We start from the raw sequence: 17,938 nt of genomic DNA on the forward strand, positions 1-17,938 counted from the left end.
ATAAGTTCCTTACTTCAGTCAAGAAGATTTTGACAGCTTATTCCAAAACTCCAATTTTTCAGTACCGAGAATCTAAAATCGAAAGATTCATCCTTACCGAGCAGCCTTAATGCGATTACTCATTCCCACATAACAGAGTGTCCAAAATTCTGCGCCTAAAAGCGGGGTTTGCGCTCAAATGAACGGTATTTTATTTTATAGGGATGAGTAAGACGATGTCGAGTTCAAGAGTAAAGCGTAGAATCGAGTTAAAATCAATTTTATAAGTTTTGAACAAATTGAGAATTAGAAATGAAAATCCTTAAGGTGTTGATTTTTTTAGAGAAAAGTTAAAATCAATCCTATGATCCCCAAGTATAAAATTCTCATTCCCTTACCCTCCGCCGACTTTGATCCATCTGAAAGTTCGATTCCTTGGAAAATTTTAAAGGAAAACGACTATGAAGTATTCTTTGCGACCCCTAACGGTAAACCGGGATCGGCGGATTTTAGAATGCTCACCGGCAAAGGCCTTGGAATTTGGAAACCGTTTTTAATTGCTCATAAAAAAGCGAGAGCGGCCTACGATGAAATGATCTCCGACTCTCATTTTCAAAATCCCCTTTCTTATAAAGACTTAAAACCCGAAAACTTTGAAGGGCTAATTCTTCCCGGCGGACACGCCCCCGGAATGAAAGAATACTTGGAATCGAAGGAGTTACAAGAATTCGTAGGTTCGTTTTTTGCAACCGGTAAACCTTTGGGAGCGATTTGTCACGGAGTCGTTTTAGCGGCTCGAAGTAAACTACCCGGAACGGACCGATCCATCCTTTATGGAAAAAAAACGACAGCGCTCTTGAAATCGCAAGAGATGGCAGCTTGGAATCTTACGAGACTGTGGCTGGGAAATTACTATCGAACTTATCCCCAAACCGTAGAAGAAGAAGTAAAATCGGCCTTAAGCGATCCGAAAGATTTTCACTTCGGTCCAAAACCGATTTTCAGAGACAATCATAAGAAACTGAAGAGAGGTCATGCGATTGCAGATGGAAATTATGTTTCTTCGCGATGGCCTGGAGACGCTCACTCTTTCATAATTTCTTTCATGAAATTGTTTCCAGATCGCGAGAGAAAAAGTTCGTAATTTAAGTATTCGAGGATAAAGAATGCAAGATAATTTACTCGTGACCCTCATCGTATTTCTTTCAGCAGCAGTCATTTCGGTTCCATTCTTCAAAAAAATCGGATTAGGTTCCGTCGTAGGTTATCTTATCGGCGGAATCATTATCGGCCCTTGGGGAATCGGATTGATAACTAATGTGGATAGTATTCTTCATCTTTCCGAATTCGGAGTTATTTTACTTTTATTTTTGATAGGTTTGGAGTTAAAACCTCAAAGACTTTGGATTTTGAGAAAACCCGTTTTCGGCTTGGGCGGGCTTCAGGTAATTCTTACATTTTTCTTCTTTTTCGCGATCCTTCTTTTTCTAGGTATGGAAAAATCCCAAGTAATCGTAATCAGCATTAGTATTTCATTATCTTCTACCGCCTTTGCTCTTCAGTTATTGGGTGAGAAAAACGAACTTAAGACTATACACGGAAGAAGCGCTTTTGCAATTCTTCTGTTTCAAGATCTTGCCGTAATTCCGATTATGGCGATACTTCCCTTTTTAGCAGAATCAGCCGCCGATCCGGGATCTCAAGGAAGTATAAAACAAATTGCTGTTGGGACCGGAACGATTCTCACTGTTATCTTAGCAGGAAGATTTTTAGCGAGACCTTTGTTCAAGCTCGTAGCTTCCAGCGGGAATCATGAAATTTTCACGGCATTATCCTTACTGATTGTGATCGGAGTTTCATTGCTTATGGATCGGGTAGGATTATCGATGGCGCTTGGATCTTTTTTAGGCGGAGTGATCCTTGCAGACTCGGAATACAGGCACGAACTGGAATCAAATTTGGAACCGTTCAAAGGTCTCTTTCTCGGGTTATTCTTTTTAGCCGTGGGAATGTCGATCAATCTTAGTGAAGTTTTAAAAGATCCGATCCTTGTCCTTTTCTCCGCATTCATTTTAATCCTCGTTAAAGCGACAGTTCTTTTTTTTATAGGAAAAATTGCAAAGCATTCCAACGAGGTTTCCTTAAATCTCTCTGTGACAATCGCCCAAGGCGGGGAATTCGCATTCGTAATCTTAGGAGTGGGCGTATCCTTATCCATTCTTCCAAAGGAAAGAGCCGACTTAGTCATCGCGGTCGTTACTCTCTCCATGGGCTTAACCCCGATCCTTGGAATCCTCAAAGATAAAATAGTGGAATTGATTTTCAAAAAAGATCAAAATTTCAAAGAAGATACAATCGAAGAACAGAATCGGGTTATTGTGGCAGGATTCGGGCGATTCGGACAAATTATTGCAAGGATGCTTTTCGTTCATAGAATCGGTTTTACCGCATTAGAACACAATCCTGATCAAGTCAACGTTGCAAGAAAATTTGGTTATAAGATTTATTACGGAGACGCGAGTAAGTTGAGTCTTTTAAGATCGGCAGGCGCCGAGCAAGCCGATCTATTTATATTAGCAATTCAGGATATAGATATCTCTATAAAAGTCGCCGAACTAGTTAAAAAACATTTCCCGAATTTGACGATTATCGCAAGAGCACGAAATCGAGAACACGTTTTTAAACTGATGGAACTCGGAATTCAAATCATTCGCAGAGATACTTTCGCTTCCGCACTTGAATTGGCGGGAGAAACTCTGAGGAAATTAGGTTTTACGGATTTTGAAGTAGAAAAAAAAGTTAAAAAATTCAGAGCCCACGACGAATTAACCTTGAGAGGGCAGTTTCAAATTCGAGACGACGAAAAAGAATTTATTAAATTTTCAAAGAACTCAATGCGCCAATTGGAGGTTGCTTTTGAAGCCGACCGCCAAGAAAAAGAAGGAAAAATACCAGGTCAAAATTTGTCTTCTTTATAAAGAGCGCGATCGTCTCGCTCCATAGAAAAACGTTCCGCCGCATTCACAAATTAGTCAATAAATTATTTCAACTTGGGTTTTATAAAAACTGATGAAAATATAGCAGTATAATTTATTTTTCTCTGTATTTTAGATCCAGTTCAACAGATATGTTCATTATAGGAAGCTTTTCTATCTTAAACTTCACAAGTTCAAGGTGGGAAAATCCAATTCTCTTCACTATTCTCTGCGGAGTGGCTTTTTACAAAGCCGCTCCGATTTTTTGAAATTTTTTCCAAATTCAAAAATATTAAAGTGATTTCAGAATCTCTTCCCGTTTCTTTTTAAATTCCTCTTCGGAAATTAATTTCTTATCGAACAAGTTTTTCAGCTCTATGAGTCTTTTCTCGATGTTTTTTGAATCCTTTTCTTTTTTCGACCTTTCTACTCCGGCGTTTTCCAAAGTAGAAAAATGAGTTTGAAAAACGATGTGAAATTTTTCGGATTCTCCTTGAAAATCCTTATAATAAGATAAAACTCCGATTGCAGAATCCGGAATATATACTTCTAGAGAAGGTTTGATATTCGATTCGGATAGGGAATAATTAGACCAATCTTGAAACGTATAAGGTGTTTGAAAATCTATGAACTGATTCAATTCAAAGAAAACGAAATGAATGGAATCGACTTTCGGATAAAGTAAAAACACCGTCCTTCGAATTCTACGTCCTGGATTGATTGTGTCCTCTTTTTTTAATATCCAAAGCTGATACGTATGATACGGAGAATGTTCAAATTTTTCATAAGAACGCTCAGCGATTTCCTTACTCAACTCTTTCGAAAAAATTCTGAATGTAGAATCGTTGATCAGAGAATCATTTTTATTTCTCATCTGATACAAAGCATCTGCGATCAGACTTTTAAAATTATTTTTTTCTTCATTTTGAAGATAGGTAGCACTACGATCCAACCATGAAGGAAGTCCGGGATCGTTTTCGAAAGAATAGAATGCGATCGAATCGGAGAAATAATTTAGCTCTTTACGGATTCCAGCAAAACAGGAAAACGAAAGAATCATAAAAAATAGAACTATGACTTGGTTCATAACAAACTCAACAAACGCTCCTTACAATCATTTCCCAAGAGAATTTAATTTTTGGGAACTACCGCAATTTACGAGTAAAATCGTTAACTCTTATAGATTCCTCAAAAAATGAAAGGAATCTATTCTAAATTTAAGCCATCTGATCCTTTCTCTTATAAACCGATTACGATATAAATTGATGCCAATTGTAGTACTTCCCACAACTACTTCTGCCCAAATTCTATTCAAATCAAAAGCGATAGAACAATCTGCTATTTTCAAATGAGGAATTCCACAGTTTTTCGAAAACAACCTAGAAGTAGTCGAAGTTCACTTCATATAATAAGCCACAATCTAGTTCGGAATAGGAACTCTTACAATTCCTGAAACCTTTTGCCAAAGTTTGTCCCAAAACTACAATGGGAGAACACTCCGCTTAGGAAGAAATTGACTGTTGACATTGATTCGCTTCCAACAATCTCATATCTGATTCCTAAAATACCTTGTCTTCGATTGAAATGGATAAAAAACAAAAGTTCAAACAACTGAGAGAAAAATTGAGCCATCAGTATGAAGATTCAGCGAACCATTAAGACGACAAATTATGACGGATATAGAAATTAAAGTGACAACGATCGCAAATTAAAAGGAAGCATCTAATTCATGTAAGGTTATTACATATTAATCGTTTATAAATTCTTAAAATACCGTCAGTCTTTTTTTCCGGAATCTTTCTTTTTTAGAATGTCTCCAATCTTACCGAGATCTTCGGGCTTAACCTTTGTTCCTGCCGCCTTTTTATTTTCTTCCTGAATGTCTTTATAAACTTCAGCCCTATGTACCGAAACGTTTCTCGGAGCTTTAACTCCAATTTTCACTTGATCGCCTTTTATATCCACAATGACAATTTCTATGTCATCACCGATCATGATCGATTCGTTCGTTCGTCTTGCTAAGACCAGCACTTAATCCATCTCCACTGCGGCCGACGCAAGAATTTTTTCCCGAACGGAATGAGATTCGTTCCTTGAAATAAATTGTTTTCCTAAAAGAGTTTCTTTATTAATTAAAATCGGACCCTGCATATTCGCGGTCATCAAAGACGGATCTTCTCCAGGAACCGTTACAATCACCAACATCAGGCCATCTTCAATCCCGGCAATCCCTATTCCCTGCAGCTCCTGTTCCGGAATCAAAGGCTTATATTCCTTTTTAAAAAGGGAAGGCGGAATGACCACGAATGCAAGATCCACTTCTTCTATAGATTGAAGCCACTTAAAAACAGATTCCTCTTCCTCTTCTATGAGTGCGAATTTTTTATAATCTTCAAATCCGAGCAAACCTTCCGGAAAAGATAAAATTTGTTTTTCCGATATTTGCATTTTTCCAAACGGTTTTGTTTGAATCTCGATTCCCATTCTAAATTTTTACCTTCGAATTTCTCTTCTGAACATTTTACAGCGGATCATCAGAACCAAATTAACTTTAAGAAAAGAGTCAAAGTCATAAGACTCTTACTCATTTTTGATTATCTCAGAAAATCCATCAATGTCGGTTTAATAATTTTTGATCCGACGTTAAGAGCATATTGGTGTACGGTTTCCAACCACTTCATATTCATAATGGTTTCTGGAAAATCGATCCCTTCGTTTTTGGAAAGAAGTTCCGTCATGTAAGATTTATCGAAGTCAACCCTTTGAGCGTGTTCTTCCATTCGATTCATCCTCGCGCCTACAACCGCACGGTAACGAAGAATATTTTCCATCGCCAAATCCAAATCCTGAAGATCACGTCCAGAAATTCTTTCCTGATCCTTTTGAATGAGATCGTTTCTGAATTGAATCATCACATCGAACACGGAAAGACCGGTTACAGTGGCAGATTTTGAATAATTGTTCGGAGGCTCGAAAGTCGCAGAATCCACAAGACCGATATCCCTTAATATCGTTCCCCCTTCTATGTCCTCCATCCAAATTTGATGCGGAGCCGTTGAACTCAAACTGATGTTATCTTGAGCGAGCTTGTTTGCTTTCACTTCCAAAGGAGAGTTATTTATCTTGTCGATAATATCATCAATCGTATCTCCAGCCGAAACATGAATTTCAATTCCATCGATTTTAAATTTTTGATCCGAAGAAGTCACATAACCGGAGTTATCCACCTTACTCGTGATGCTCATGTTCGTTCCCCAAAAAACTTTGTTGCCCGGTATCGTTACGGGAACGTATTCCCCCTTTTCAATCTCTCTTAGTTGTTCTCCGATATCGCCGCGGTATTCAACACCGATATATTGGTTCTTTAATTCGATTCCTTGAAGACCTTTGATCTTGGACTCTATCGGTTCGAACGGCGGTCTCTCAATCACATGACCACCGAATAAGGGACGGCCGGTCGCATCTCTCGTGTTCGCAATATCTACCAAGGCTCTTAATATTTCATCGATCTCTTTCCCGATTGCAACCTCGAGTTCAAAACCTTTATCACCTTGATAGATACCGTTTGAAGCTTGAACCGCCAACACTCTTGCTCTTTGAAACAAGGAGCCGATACGATCTAATTCTCCATCGATTTGCTGAAGGCGAGAATTTCCGTCGTCGATATTTCTTTGAAACGTTTCGAGTTCATTCAGTCTAGAACGAAAAAACATCTGATTTGTAGCGCGACCAGGTTCGTCCGAAGGAAGACGAATTCTTTGTCCTGTGGAAAGTTGGTTTTGAGTTTCGTCCATGTTGAGTTGATGTCTGTTCAAATTATGAATCAGGCTGTTGTTCTGCATCATGTTCGTTATGCGCATCATAAAATTCTCTCCTTACCCGCTTATATTATCGCGAGATTAAACGCCCAATCGATTGATGATCGTATCCAAAATTTCGTTCATAGTGTTGATCATCTTTGCGGACGCATTGTAAGAATGCTGGAATTGGACCATATTGGCCATTTCTTCGTCCAAGTTAACGCCCATGACCGACTGTCTCATGTTTTCAAGTTCTGTCATGAGATCGTTTTGAATCCCGAATTCCTGTTTTGCTTCTCTTGCTTCCGTTCCCAATTTTGAAATGAGAGTATTGTAGAAATCATCGGTCGTTTTAGAGTAATCAACCATAACCGGATTGTTCCTCAAAGCGGATGCGACCATCAATGCGTTTCTTCCGTCCTTATGACCGCCGGGCGAATTATAATCTCCGGTTCCGCCCACATCCTTACCTCGAGCCGCCGCAATGTTTGAAACGTTATTCGCTATTGAATCCGCCACCCTAAAATGGGAAGAAGGATGAAAGTGAGGGGTTAGGGTGATATCTTCGGAGCGCGCTTGCAACTTGTTGATTTCGCCGAGACGTTTATAATCGTAAGCGCCGGAAGGACCGGATGCCATTAGGATACCGGTCATTCCCACAAGAAGGTCTCCCGAATCTTCCAAATGTCTGAGTATAAAATTCTTATTGGGATGATCGTCGGCAACCGTCGCCTTTAAAGCCAATTGGTTGTCGTGGTTCATATAAGCCACAACGCCGGAACGAGAGGCGTTGATCTTCTTAATGATTCCGTTTAACGTATCATTGGAAGAATAAGGAATCAACACGGGAGCTTCTTTAACATCCGATTGATTGAAACTGATCGTTCCGTTAATTCCGATCGGCCTGTCGGGATCGATTGTATTTCTACCGGTGACTCTAAAAATCGCAGTGACATCGTTTTGCCCGTCTCCGTTGGAATCGTATTCCCCGAATGTGTTGATGGATAAGGAACGAATATTAAAGAAAGCTTGATTTGTATTTCCGTTGATACCGAATCCGTCTTTGTGAATTTCGTTCACAGCGTCCATCACGTTGATGGAAAGGGAATCCACTTGATCGATCTTCTCGCGAATGATTTTATCACGCACCTCGATGAGACCTTGCAACCTTCCTTTTCTCAAAAGAACCGGATCTCCCGTCGCGGACCAATACAGATCCAAAAGCCCGTCTTTGGAAGAATTTCCTATAATATCGATCTTGTTCGCTTTATTACCTTGAACGAGAATTTGTTGGCCGATAAAAACCATCAGTTCATCCTCGTCGGAACGACCAATCGTAACATCAACTAAGGAAGAAAGTTCCTGCAAAAGCGCATCCCGTTTGTCGTAGAGATCGTTCGGTTTATCGCCCAAAGCTTCCGACTTACCGATTCTCTCGTTCAAAGTACGAATATTTTCGGCGATCGTATTCATGTGATACGCCTTGGTTTCAATCTCACGATTGGCCTGGTCTTGCAGTTGCGCAAGTTTACGATACACGTCTTCGGTTCTGCTTCCGAGTCCGTTCGCCCTTTCAAGAACGACGGAACGATGCGCGTTATCTTCGGGATAATTAGCCAAATCCTCCCAAGAAGACCAAAACTTATCCATCAAAGTTCTGAGAGTGGTTCCGTTGGGTTCATTAAAAACAGTCTCTAATTGATATAGATATTCGTTACGCGCCGCCCAATAGTCCTTATTCCCTGAAGTTTCTATGATTCTATCGTCGATAAAGTTATCTCGAATTCTCTCAATCGAAGCGATTTCAACTCCCTGTCCGATTTGCCCGGGAAGGTTGGCGCGGTTCAAAGACGGGTCATACAACGGATCCATAGCGGTCATTGTAACTCTTTGTCTCGCATAATGCTTGTTATCCGCATTGGAAATATTATGACCCGTGGTTTGAAGCGCTTGCTGGTGTGCGGCCAAACCCCGCTTTCCGATTTCAAGTCCTGAAAATGTGGAGCCCATGGCTTCCTCCTGTTACGAAAATGCAGATCGATTTACGCCGATGCGTTAAGCATCAAAGCTTGTCTTTTAGTTTGTTTGCGTTCCGGATTTTTCCCCGAACCGTATGTGTTTATACCGGATTCCATCGCTTTTTCTTTCATTGCATCGATCGTTCTGGAAAGAATTTCTTGACGAGTCAGGATTAATTTTTCGTTGGATTTAATTTTTTCTTTTAAACGATGTAGTATAGCTTTCAGTGAGGAAGCATGTTCTTTTAATTTAAAATTAGAATCTCTGTCGAGTCGGTTTAAAAAATCGGATAACGTAAGTGTTCCGGTTTCAGGAAAAGCAAAGTTTTTAAAGCGATATACGTCTTCGATCGATTTCATTCTGACCCTTTCGATTTCAGCGGCCATCACGAGCAATTCGTATGTTTTTTTAGTAATCGCCTCGAGAGACTTTCCATCGGCTTTAACGACTGCGATTGATTTTTGAGTTTCTAATTCCAGAACATCCGTATAAAGATTAATCTCGTCTTGAAAAAGTTTCGTAAGTTGTCCCAACCATTCCTCTTGTTTCATTGTTTTATCCGTTTCCCGCTATCAAAGATCGGTAAAACCGAAAATTTGCTTAGGTAATTTTCAAAGAAAATAGAGGAATAGATTTAAGACATAAAAAGGGATTTGAATTGTGTTCTTTACATTTTCGGTCTTAAGATTTGGGATTTCAGAACTCGTTTCAAAACCTTTGAAACCACGACCACGTTTGCCAAAGCGTTTACAATGAAACAGTACTTCCCATAAATTACGTCTCTTTGCGGAGTTTACGAACTTTTAAACCAAGTTTATCGTTGTTTAATCCCCTACCTAAAGTTTTAAGATAGATTTTTAGTTTTTCAAATTATGTAAAATGACCGGATAATCTATTTTTAGAACATATTATAAAGAAAAATTCGCCTTAAATCCAATCTGAGTTCGGTGTTCGTTTTTTCATAAAAACAAATGTGAGGCCCACTCATCTCTACATAATAGAGTGTCCAAAATTTTGCGTGTAAACGCGGGATTTATGCTCAAATTAACGGTATTCTATTTTATAAGGATGAGTAAGATTCGAATATAACATTGCAATTCATTTTAAATTTGGTTATTTGAACGCGGTATCCCACAAATTACGTTTCTTGAGTAGCATAAATCGTTAAATTTTTACAGAGTTTTGCATTTTAAGATTCAGAGCAAGTTGTTTAATGCGACCATTATGAAGGTTAAAAAGTAAGTTTATAATTTATTTCTAAACGGTTTTTTAGATTGTACTTACCGAATATTTTCAAAATTATAGTAGGATACGATGCAAAAATATTTTAGAATTTTTTATGTCATTTTTCTAACTCAGTTTTTAAACACTGAAACGATCTTTGCCAAAGATAAACCCGGAATCAAAACAAAAGAAATAAAACTTACGGATACGGCCCATCACGAATTCAAGAAAGAAAAACCAAAAAAAAATCAAAAAAAAGAAAATCAGGAATTCGAGTTCATCAAAAAGAAAGAAGCTCTTTTTTTCTTTTCCATTCAAACCAGAAAGTTCGCGCAAGGCGAGTTGTCATTTCTCAAGCTTACTCCGAAAAAAACGATTCTTTCCAAATTAGATAGAATTAAAATTTTTTGGGAAAAAAAAGAAATTCCTTATACGAAAAAGGATTCCGTCTTCTACGCTTGGATTCCGATTTCTCCGGATTTTAATAAAAAAAGCGGAATATTAGAAATTCATAATAAAAATCTTTTTAGAAAAAATGACTACAAAGAATATGAAATTCCCATTCGCAAAACGAGCTTTTCCGAAACAAAAATTTCTTCTTTAGTGATCGATAAAAAATACACCTCGCAAGAACTTTCTCAGGAAACTTTGAATTTTATCGCCGCTTGCTCTCAAGCAAAGGCCGAAGCATTTCAGTCGAAAACCGACTTACAAATTGTGTCCGATTTCGTCTATCCAGTTCAGGAAGTTCACTTTACAAGTCCGTTTTATAAAAGACGTATTTATAACAAAACCAAAGGAAAACCTCATGGCGGAGTTGATTTCAAAGGTGCGGTGGGAACCCCGATTTATGCGATCAACGATGGAACGGTAATTTTGTCCAGACCGATGTATTACGAAGGGAACCTTACCGTAATCGATCACGGCTTGGAAGTTTATTCTTTATATATGCATCAATCCGAATTAAACGTAAAAGTAGGCGACAAAGTAAAAAAAGGAAGTCAGATCGGTAAAGTGGGTTCCACTGGAATGTCCACGGGCCCACACCTTCATTTAGGCTTGCGAGTTCAAGGAACGATGGTGGATCCACTTTCCGCAATCGGTCAAAAATTTTTTGATTAATATTTTTTGAATATTCTGTTTATTTACTACTCGAAAATAAGCGGTCGGTTTTGCAAAAGTACAGCGGTTCTCAAAAATTAAGTCAAATCGGGAAATCCCGAATTTTTAAAGGAAGATTCTAATTTTCGAAATAAGTTTGTCATAGTATTCTATTCGTGCGCTCGAGTAGTAATTTAAAAAGTCTCCTTATATTTTTTAGGCTTTAAACCTTCTCAAAGGAATGGAGTCGGGCACGCCTTTTGATCGAATTAAAACTAAATCGTAATGGAAGCGCATATTTTACGACCCATAGGAGAGTTCTGCGTTGAGTTTCCCCTGATTTTGGGTGATGAGCGAGAGATTTTTCTCTATCAGAAAATCATACTTTTTGCAAGTAAAAAGCTTCATTCTTATCGGAATACTTGAAAAATACCAGTTTTTGATCCTTATGATCCCAAAAGCCTTCTTCATTTGTGGATAAGTTTATGACCCCTTGCCGGGTAAATCCAGATCGCCGCCTGAAATTGGATTGTAACTGAATTTACGGACATTGTTTTATTTCAGAATTAACATGAGTTCGGGCTAATGTAGATATTCCAATACTTCGCTCGGTTCAAGATCGTATCCTATCGCCCGATTTCCGGTCCAATTGATACCGACTAATAAATTATCCTTTTTTAATCCAGGGAGCCATCGATCGACAAAATCTTGATAAGAAATTTCATGGGGCTTAAATAAAGAATAAGCATCGCTATATTCTATTATATTTCGAACTCGTTTCAAAGAGGACCAAAATGGCATGGATCTTTTTCCAGAGGAAGTCATAGGGCTCGGAAAACCTTTACCATCTCGTAAAGTCCATACTATCTTATATTTTTTTATATCTATAAAAAATTGATGATATTGAGCAGCGGATGATCTCATAATTTTTACGTCCGGGATCAATATGTTGTGACTGTAATAAGCAACATTAAGCTGAAACCTCGCTAAAAACGTAAATAAGATTATGACTTCGAACGACTTTCTCGAAGGAAGTTTTAGTATGAGTTTCTACAATTTATAGTTTTCTGATAAACTTTAACTTCCCTATTCTCATTAGAGTTGTTGAAAAATTCAATGATGAAATTTAACAAAACCGCTTCAATCGTCCATTTTAATGAAACGGAAGCAAATGGAGAATTAATTTTTCAAAAACTCTATTCTCTTTTAAAGCCTTGTAGAATTTTTTCCACTGATTCTTCATGAACTCTTCCTTTAACCAAACTTTCCGAGATATGAAATAAAAAGGAATCGGGGAGCTTATTTCCCGAAGCGATAAAAAATCCGGTTTTAGCGTACCTGGGTCTTAGGTTATCGTAATAAGTCCAAAAAACCCCATCCATTCTTCTTTCAAAATTTTCTTCACCGAGTTCGTGAACTTCGATCATCTCTCCTTGATTGACAGATAAATCCAAAAATTTTACAAACTCAGGTTTAACCTTATCGATTTCTAAAAACGGTTCCGGAAAATAAAAAATCCGAATCGATGGATAACGGTTCGGATCAGTTTCACTGGAAGAAATAATTCCCGCAATTTGTCCGGTTCCGGTCCGATCCTTTAACGTTAGATTCTTAGGATTATGAAAGTAAAAATCCTCCGGTAGAGAAAGTTGAATTTGAATATCTAAATTTTTCAGAACTCTGGATTCCGAATCATAATTCCAATTTGTAAGTTCTTTTTGCTCCCAAGTCGGTTTAAAAAGTAAATAAGAGGTTAACATCTCGGCTTGTTGAAGCGCTTTAAAACTCAAAAGTCCGGCTGTCAAAACCATGAGACCGAGCAAAGAAATTCTATAAAAGACCGTACTTTCCAAAAAGCGAAGAATAAAACCTACGACACAATAAACCGCGATAAAAATGACACCGGATCGATTGGAATAAAAATCCGTAAAGAAAAGCGACAAGATACAAGAAATGAATACGATTCCTTCCGCGATCGGATTTAAAAGAATTCGAACTGCATCGTAAGTTGTTGCAGAGTTAGGACCTATTTTATATTTTTTAATAGGCTCTTGCTTAAGAAGCTTTCCAAACGCAAAAGAAATTACGAAGAAAAAGATTGTCGCAATCAAATAAGCTCCGGCAACCAAAAGCAAAATAAAAAAAATAGGAAGATGATTCTCATGCAAGATGAGAAAAGAAATTCCGATGACGGAGTAAGCCAGATAAAGCTTTCGCAAAAAGGAAAGTTCTTGCAGTTTCATGAGGAAAGATTGGAGTTTCTTCCAACCTGGAATTTTTAGGAGCCATTTCATGAGTCAGATTACCGATTTTTTTTTAGATTTGAAAACGAGTTTTAACAACCTATCTCAGTCGATCCAATCATTTCTCGACACCATCGAAACGATCACTTCTTTTTTAAAGGTTCTTTTTTCTATCGTTCCCTTAGATTTACTCTTGGTTTTGATCTTTTCTTTGATTCTAGTATCTTTATTCAACACAATCTCACCGACCACAAGTCGTCTGAATTATACCTTAAGCGTATTAATCGTCTCGACGCTTCGAGTGTTTTTCCATAAATCCATTTCTCAAACTTGGAATCTCGGACCCGTATTTTTAACCGCGATTTATCTTTTGATTCCCGCATATTCTATACTTTTATTTCGTTTTGTTTTTATTTCGTTAAAAAAGTCTTACAAGAAAAAGCGAGAACTCAATCCAAAGGATTTCGAAAACGGTCTCATGAACATTCAAAAATCGTTTCACAATTTGATGGCAAAAGGTTACGAGGAACTTTATTCCGCGGATAAAAAGCTTTACTTGGACGATAACACATTGAAGGAACAAGTTACGGATCTAGAAAGAACGATCCAAGGTCTGAAAAATTTTCTCGATTCTAAAAAAGACTAAAATTCGATTCCAAAAATTCATTCCGTCGGTTTAAATAAATCCTTTATGGCGTCTTTTGCCTTAGACTGATTGAAATCATCCCGATCGATCAATACCAGATCAAGATTTTCCTTTTCAAGACGATTGAGAATTTTTGCGATTTCAGTTTGAGATTTAGAATTGGTTGCCAAATAACGAAACTTTGTTTTACATTCGGGGCAACTTTTATCTTTCGTATAATTTAGACCAAGATGTTTGCAGTTCCCGCAAGTCCCATACAAGTCGTCGATTAACATCAATTGAGAAGAAACCTCGGAGACGCTTAACTTCTTCCAAACTCGGACGTATTTTTTATCGTCAGTTTGCATATCTCATTTGGATAATGACAATCTTTTCTTAGTCAAGACAAAATAAGGTAGTTAGCTCGATAATATCCCAAATCTCATTCATTTTATTAGAGTTGTTGAAAAATTCCATAATGGAGATTAACAAAGCTGTTCCAATCGCCCGTTTCAATGAAACAGAAATAGATAGAGAAGAAATTTTTCAACAGCTCTATTCTATTTTTTCCTTTCGAAGATATCTCATCGATTCTTTTACCTTGACTTTTGATTTTTCAGATTCAAACTTTTCGAAAATTTCAAAACGATTTAGGAATGCAAATGAAGCTATTATCGATAAAAACTTATTTTATTTTTTTTATTACGCTGATTACAACCGGAAACTGCCTTTACACAAACGTTAAAACACCCGGCTGGTTTTATTCTCAAAGTTACACCGATGTCCGCGGAATGGACCCTGTCGGAAAACTTTCCGGGCAGGCCTGCGGCGAAGGTTGGCTTTGGCTTGTTTACACGGGAGATGAAAGTTACGAAGCCGCGGTCCAAAACGCGATTCAGGACAAAGCCGATCTTCTTTTCGATGTGCAAACCGACTATTACGTCAAATCAATATTTTTTAATCTCTACTTTTATAAGTGCACGCGGGTAACAGGAATCGGCGTTAAACTTCCGCAACGACTGATGAAAAAAGAATAAAAGATAAGATGAAATCCAAGATTAAAATCAAAATCTTCCTCTTAGTTTTGTTAAGTGGGATTCTATTCTTAGGATGTGCGTTACCGATTGGAAACCGTAGAACTCTTGTTAAACGAAATCCAATGCCCTATCCAACCGATGCAATCTTATCCCCCGAAAACCGCGTGTCCATAGCGGGGACTTACTTTAGAGATCCTTCAATTCACTATGGAAACGCTTCTACTCGGTTACGCTTGTTTGGATTCGACGGATTTATACATTCCACCTCTTCTCTTCCCCACAAAGATATGTTCCACGGCTCGTTGGATGATTGGGATTGGTCTAAACACAGGATCATTCGTTTCGAAGGGCAAAGCCAAGGTTGCCAAAGGGGAGTAACATTGATCCTTCCTTTGAGACAAGGAGAACGGGAAGCTTTGGTTCCGATATCTTTCGTTTTTGGAAAGACGAGTTTTTACGACGAACTCAAGCAAGAAATGAAAAAAAATAAAATCAAAATTCTTTTCGATTCCAGATTGGACATAGAACAAACGGCTTATCTATTTTGGTTAATTCAGAAAAAATGTATTCGATTTAAAAGTTATGCTATTCAAGAATTTTGAACCGGGCTCATTGAATATATGACAGGAAAACAAAGAACAATCTTTATACTTTCTTCCTTATCGGGATTTCTCGGAGTCGCCTTAGGCGCATTTGGCGCTCACGCTTTAAAACCGATTTTAACTCCTGAGCTATTCGCAATCTATGAAACAGGAAATCGGTATCATCTGATCCATAGTATTCCCCCTTTGATATTAGCGATAACGGGATATGTAAACAACAGCCAGGTTATTTGGTTTTCTTCCATCTTATTTCTTACGGGAATTCTAGTATTTTCGGGATCTTTGTACATATTGGCGATCGCAGGAATTAAAATATTAGGAGCGATTACTCCAGTTGGAGGAATCGCATTTCTAATCGCTTGGGGCCTTCTTGGTTTTTACGCGATTCTATCAAAGGTAGACTAACGTTTAGTTCCGTAATAGAATTTACCTTTTTTTTCGATCAGTTTTCTCGTAATTAAACCTTCCGCAATAATCAAAAGACCTTGAACAGCGGATTCTTTTTTGGCAATTTCCGCCTCCTTTTGCTCGGCCATAAGCTGATGTACATATTCCCTCCTTTTTCCTTCAAGAACCCCAAGCATGGAACCGCAAACCTTGCTGTCGCCGACAAGAAACGCCAACGCGAGAGTTTGAGGCGGCGCTTCATTACATAGGTAATAAAGCGCCAAATTATCAAAGTAAGAAAGTTCTTCAAAAGATTTTACTGTAAGTTCTTCTTTTTCATCCATGATCGGTCGATTCCAGTTCAATAAGTTTTTTTTCAAGATATTGTATCAAATAAGAAGAATCTGGATCGGAGCCTGTAGCGGAGCGAATTAAATCTTTAGCGGAATAAAATTTTCCCTTCCAATGAACGTTTCTTTTGAGCCAATTCAGGAGAGAAGAAAAGTCTTTTCTCTGTTTTACTTCCGATTGAAAATTCGAATTCTCTTTCGAAAAGGTTTGAAAAAGTTGAGCCGAATAAATATTCCCCAGCGTATAAGTCGGAAAATATCCGAAAGCTCCTCCGCTCCAATGAACATCCTGCAAAACTCCTTCCCTATCGGAAGGTACAGTAATTCCAAAAATCTCTTTCATTTTGGAATTCCAGACTTCCGGAAGTTCCGGAACTTGTATTCTACCGTTGATTAATTCCCTCTCGATCTCAAATCGAAGAATAATATGGAGGTTATAGGTAATCTGATCAGCTTCCACTCGAATCAAGGAAGCGGCGGATTGGTTGATATAAGAAAAAAGTTTGGAAAAAGATAATTCGGATTCTTTAATATTTAGAGTATCAAGAAAAATCGGATAATACATCTCCCAAAATTCTTTGGATCTACCGACTTGATTTTCCCAAAGCCTACTCTGCGATTCGTGGATACCCAAAGAGACAGAATCGTGTAAAGGAGAAGGGCCGCCATCGATCTCGGATATTCCAACTTCGTAAAGAGAATGTCCCGTTTCATGCAAAATACTGAATATGGAAGAAAGCGGATCTTTCAAATCATAACGTGTGGTGATTCTTTTATCCTTACTTCCAAGAGAAGTAGAAAACGGATGTTCACTTGCGTCCAAACGAGAAATACCAGAAGATAATCCCAAGATACCAGGAAGAGCTTCTCCCAATTTGTTTTGAAGAAAGACTGGGATTTCTTTTAAAAAGGGATTTGCAACTTTCTTTCCTTTCGCAATTAAAGGTTTTAAAGAATTTTTCAAATTAAAAAATAATTTATCCAGATCTTTCGCTCTTTCACCGGGCTCATAACTTTCCAATAGAGCGTCATACGCTTCCGTTTGATAACCATAACATTCGGCTTGTTCTTTACTCAATTCAACAATCTTAGAGAGAATTTGCGCAAAATCCGCAAATCGATTTTCCTTTTTTGCTTTAGCCCAAATTGAGTGCGCTTTACTTGTAGTGACAGAAAATTCCTCAACAAGCTCTTGAGGAAGACGGCGAGAACGATCCAAATCTTGAAATAATCTTTCAAATTCGATTTTTCGTTCCGCTTGACCCGGAAGATTTTTTTGTTCGTTTTCTTCTCCTGCCTTTTCCGCAAGTTTGTAAAAACTTTCACCGGCATATTTCGAATGGATCAATCCGGAAAGAAGTCCGATTTGGGAACCTCGTTCCTCTCTTCCATCCTCAGGCAAAATGATTTCCGAGTCCCATTGAAGTACGCTAAGAACATTTCTAAGCGTCCAAATTTCTTGATAAGTGATTCTATATTCCGTAAAAGATTTTAATTCTCTACGGATCTGCTCGGTAAAAAGGTTCTCATACTCTTTCATCTCAGTGGATAGTAAAAATTCTTCTTTTAGATTGACAAGTACCCTAACCACAAAAA

At 38.0% G+C, this 17,938-nt stretch carries 18 protein-coding genes; 7 read left to right on the forward strand and 11 right to left on the reverse strand.

Going from position 1 to position 17,938, the window contains the following annotated elements:
• The first annotated feature begins 343 nt into the window (after window positions 1-343).
• Both FHG67_RS19065 and FHG67_RS19070 read left to right on the forward strand, forming a co-directional pair.
• Entirely contained in the window at window positions 344-1,123 is a 780-nt protein-coding gene (locus FHG67_RS19065) for a type 1 glutamine amidotransferase domain-containing protein (protein WP_004495007.1), read from the forward strand.
• 22 nt (window positions 1,124-1,145) lie between these two features.
• Window positions 1,146-2,957 carry a monovalent cation:proton antiporter-2 (CPA2) family protein gene (locus FHG67_RS19070; protein WP_004501265.1) on the forward strand — a complete coding sequence of 604 codons (1,812 nt, stop codon included), beginning with the start codon at window positions 1,146-1,148 and terminating at the stop codon, window positions 2,955-2,957.
• Between the two features lie 289 nt (window positions 2,958-3,246).
• Here FHG67_RS19070 and FHG67_RS19075 read toward each other — a convergent pair whose 3' ends face one another.
• The 6 genes from FHG67_RS19075 to FHG67_RS19110 form a co-directional block, all read right to left on the reverse strand.
• Window positions 3,247-4,041 (reverse strand): LA_1326/LA_4305 family lipoprotein, encoded by a 795-nt coding sequence (locus FHG67_RS19075; RefSeq protein WP_002615395.1) that lies wholly within the window; start codon window positions 4,039-4,041, stop codon window positions 3,247-3,249.
• A gap of 689 nt (window positions 4,042-4,730) precedes the next feature.
• Entirely contained in the window at window positions 4,731-4,985 is a 255-nt protein-coding gene (csrA, locus tag FHG67_RS19090) for a carbon storage regulator CsrA (protein ID WP_016758817.1), read from the reverse strand.
• Window positions 4,986-5,438, reverse strand: coding sequence for a flagellar assembly protein FliW (gene fliW / locus FHG67_RS19095; protein WP_002615403.1), 453 nt, complete (start codon window positions 5,436-5,438; stop codon window positions 4,986-4,988).
• A gap of 110 nt (window positions 5,439-5,548) precedes the next feature.
• Window positions 5,549-6,814, reverse strand: a complete 1,266-nt coding sequence (locus tag FHG67_RS19100; protein ID WP_004499674.1) for a flagellar hook-associated protein 3 — start codon at window positions 6,812-6,814, stop codon at window positions 5,549-5,551.
• 39 nt (window positions 6,815-6,853) lie between these two features.
• Window positions 6,854-8,764, reverse strand: a complete 1,911-nt coding sequence (gene flgK / locus FHG67_RS19105; protein WP_002615406.1) for a flagellar hook-associated protein FlgK — start codon at window positions 8,762-8,764, stop codon at window positions 6,854-6,856.
• Window positions 8,765-8,796: 32 nt separating this feature from the next.
• The gene (locus FHG67_RS19110) at window positions 8,797-9,324 is read right to left on the reverse strand and encodes a flagellar protein FlgN (protein ID WP_002615397.1); all 528 of its coding nucleotides are present in this window, start codon (window positions 9,322-9,324) and stop codon (window positions 8,797-8,799) included.
• Between the two features lie 763 nt (window positions 9,325-10,087).
• Here FHG67_RS19110 and FHG67_RS19115 point away from each other — a divergent pair.
• Window positions 10,088-11,119, forward strand: a complete 1,032-nt coding sequence (locus FHG67_RS19115; protein WP_016758815.1) for a M23 family metallopeptidase — start codon at window positions 10,088-10,090, stop codon at window positions 11,117-11,119.
• A gap of 561 nt (window positions 11,120-11,680) precedes the next feature.
• Here the strand turns inward: FHG67_RS19115 and FHG67_RS19120 are convergent.
• Together FHG67_RS19120 and FHG67_RS19125 are read right to left on the reverse strand one after the other, a co-directional pair.
• Entirely contained in the window at window positions 11,681-12,022 is a 342-nt protein-coding gene (locus FHG67_RS19120) for a DUF2750 domain-containing protein (protein WP_026054275.1), read from the reverse strand.
• 272 nt (window positions 12,023-12,294) lie between these two features.
• The gene (locus FHG67_RS19125; protein WP_004499666.1) at window positions 12,295-13,392 is read right to left on the reverse strand and encodes a hypothetical protein; all 1,098 of its coding nucleotides are present in this window, start codon (window positions 13,390-13,392) and stop codon (window positions 12,295-12,297) included.
• Between FHG67_RS19125 and FHG67_RS19130 the strand changes: the two genes are divergently transcribed.
• Window positions 13,391-13,987 carry a hypothetical protein gene (locus FHG67_RS19130; protein ID WP_004499642.1) on the forward strand — a complete coding sequence of 199 codons (597 nt, stop codon included), beginning with the start codon at window positions 13,391-13,393 and terminating at the stop codon, window positions 13,985-13,987. The genes FHG67_RS19125 and FHG67_RS19130 overlap by 2 nt on opposite strands.
• A gap of 17 nt (window positions 13,988-14,004) precedes the next feature.
• Here the strand turns inward: FHG67_RS19130 and FHG67_RS19135 are convergent, their stop codons facing one another.
• On the reverse strand, window positions 14,005-14,334 hold the full coding sequence (locus FHG67_RS19135; protein WP_002615405.1) for a hypothetical protein: 330 nt from the start codon (window positions 14,332-14,334) through the stop codon (window positions 14,005-14,007).
• 294 nt (window positions 14,335-14,628) lie between these two features.
• Here FHG67_RS19135 and FHG67_RS19145 point away from each other — a divergent pair, with 294 nt between their 5' ends.
• Genes FHG67_RS19145 through FHG67_RS19155 form a run of 3 tightly spaced genes read left to right on the forward strand, consistent with a single transcriptional unit; the run spans window position 14,629 to window position 16,010 of the window.
• Window positions 14,629-15,003, forward strand: coding sequence for a TRL-like family protein (locus tag FHG67_RS19145; protein WP_026054274.1), 375 nt, complete (start codon window positions 14,629-14,631; stop codon window positions 15,001-15,003).
• An 8-nt stretch (window positions 15,004-15,011) separates the two neighbouring features.
• Window positions 15,012-15,605, forward strand: a complete 594-nt coding sequence (locus FHG67_RS19150) for a hypothetical protein (protein ID WP_004494995.1) — start codon at window positions 15,012-15,014, stop codon at window positions 15,603-15,605.
• Between the two features lie 18 nt (window positions 15,606-15,623).
• Window positions 15,624-16,010 carry a DUF423 domain-containing protein gene (locus FHG67_RS19155; RefSeq protein ID WP_002632932.1) on the forward strand — a complete coding sequence of 129 codons (387 nt, stop codon included), beginning with the start codon at window positions 15,624-15,626 and terminating at the stop codon, window positions 16,008-16,010.
• On the opposite strand, the gene FHG67_RS19160 is transcribed toward FHG67_RS19155, so the two are convergent.
• Together FHG67_RS19160 and FHG67_RS19165 are read right to left on the reverse strand one after the other, a co-directional pair.
• A complete protein-coding gene (locus FHG67_RS19160; protein WP_002632936.1) occupies window positions 16,007-16,336 on the reverse strand; it encodes a hypothetical protein in 330 nt (109 codons plus the stop codon). The two genes, FHG67_RS19155 and FHG67_RS19160, sit on opposite strands and share 4 nt — an antisense overlap.
• A complete protein-coding gene (locus tag FHG67_RS19165) occupies window positions 16,329-17,933 on the reverse strand; it encodes a carboxypeptidase M32 (protein ID WP_172616508.1) in 1,605 nt (534 codons plus the stop codon). The genes FHG67_RS19160 and FHG67_RS19165 overlap by 8 nt, the downstream gene beginning before the upstream one ends.
• Window positions 17,934-17,938 lie beyond the last annotated feature (5 nt).

It is taken from the genome of Leptospira weilii (assembly GCF_006874765.1).
In the GTDB taxonomy this organism is placed as follows: domain Bacteria; phylum Spirochaetota; class Leptospiria; order Leptospirales; family Leptospiraceae; genus Leptospira; species Leptospira weilii.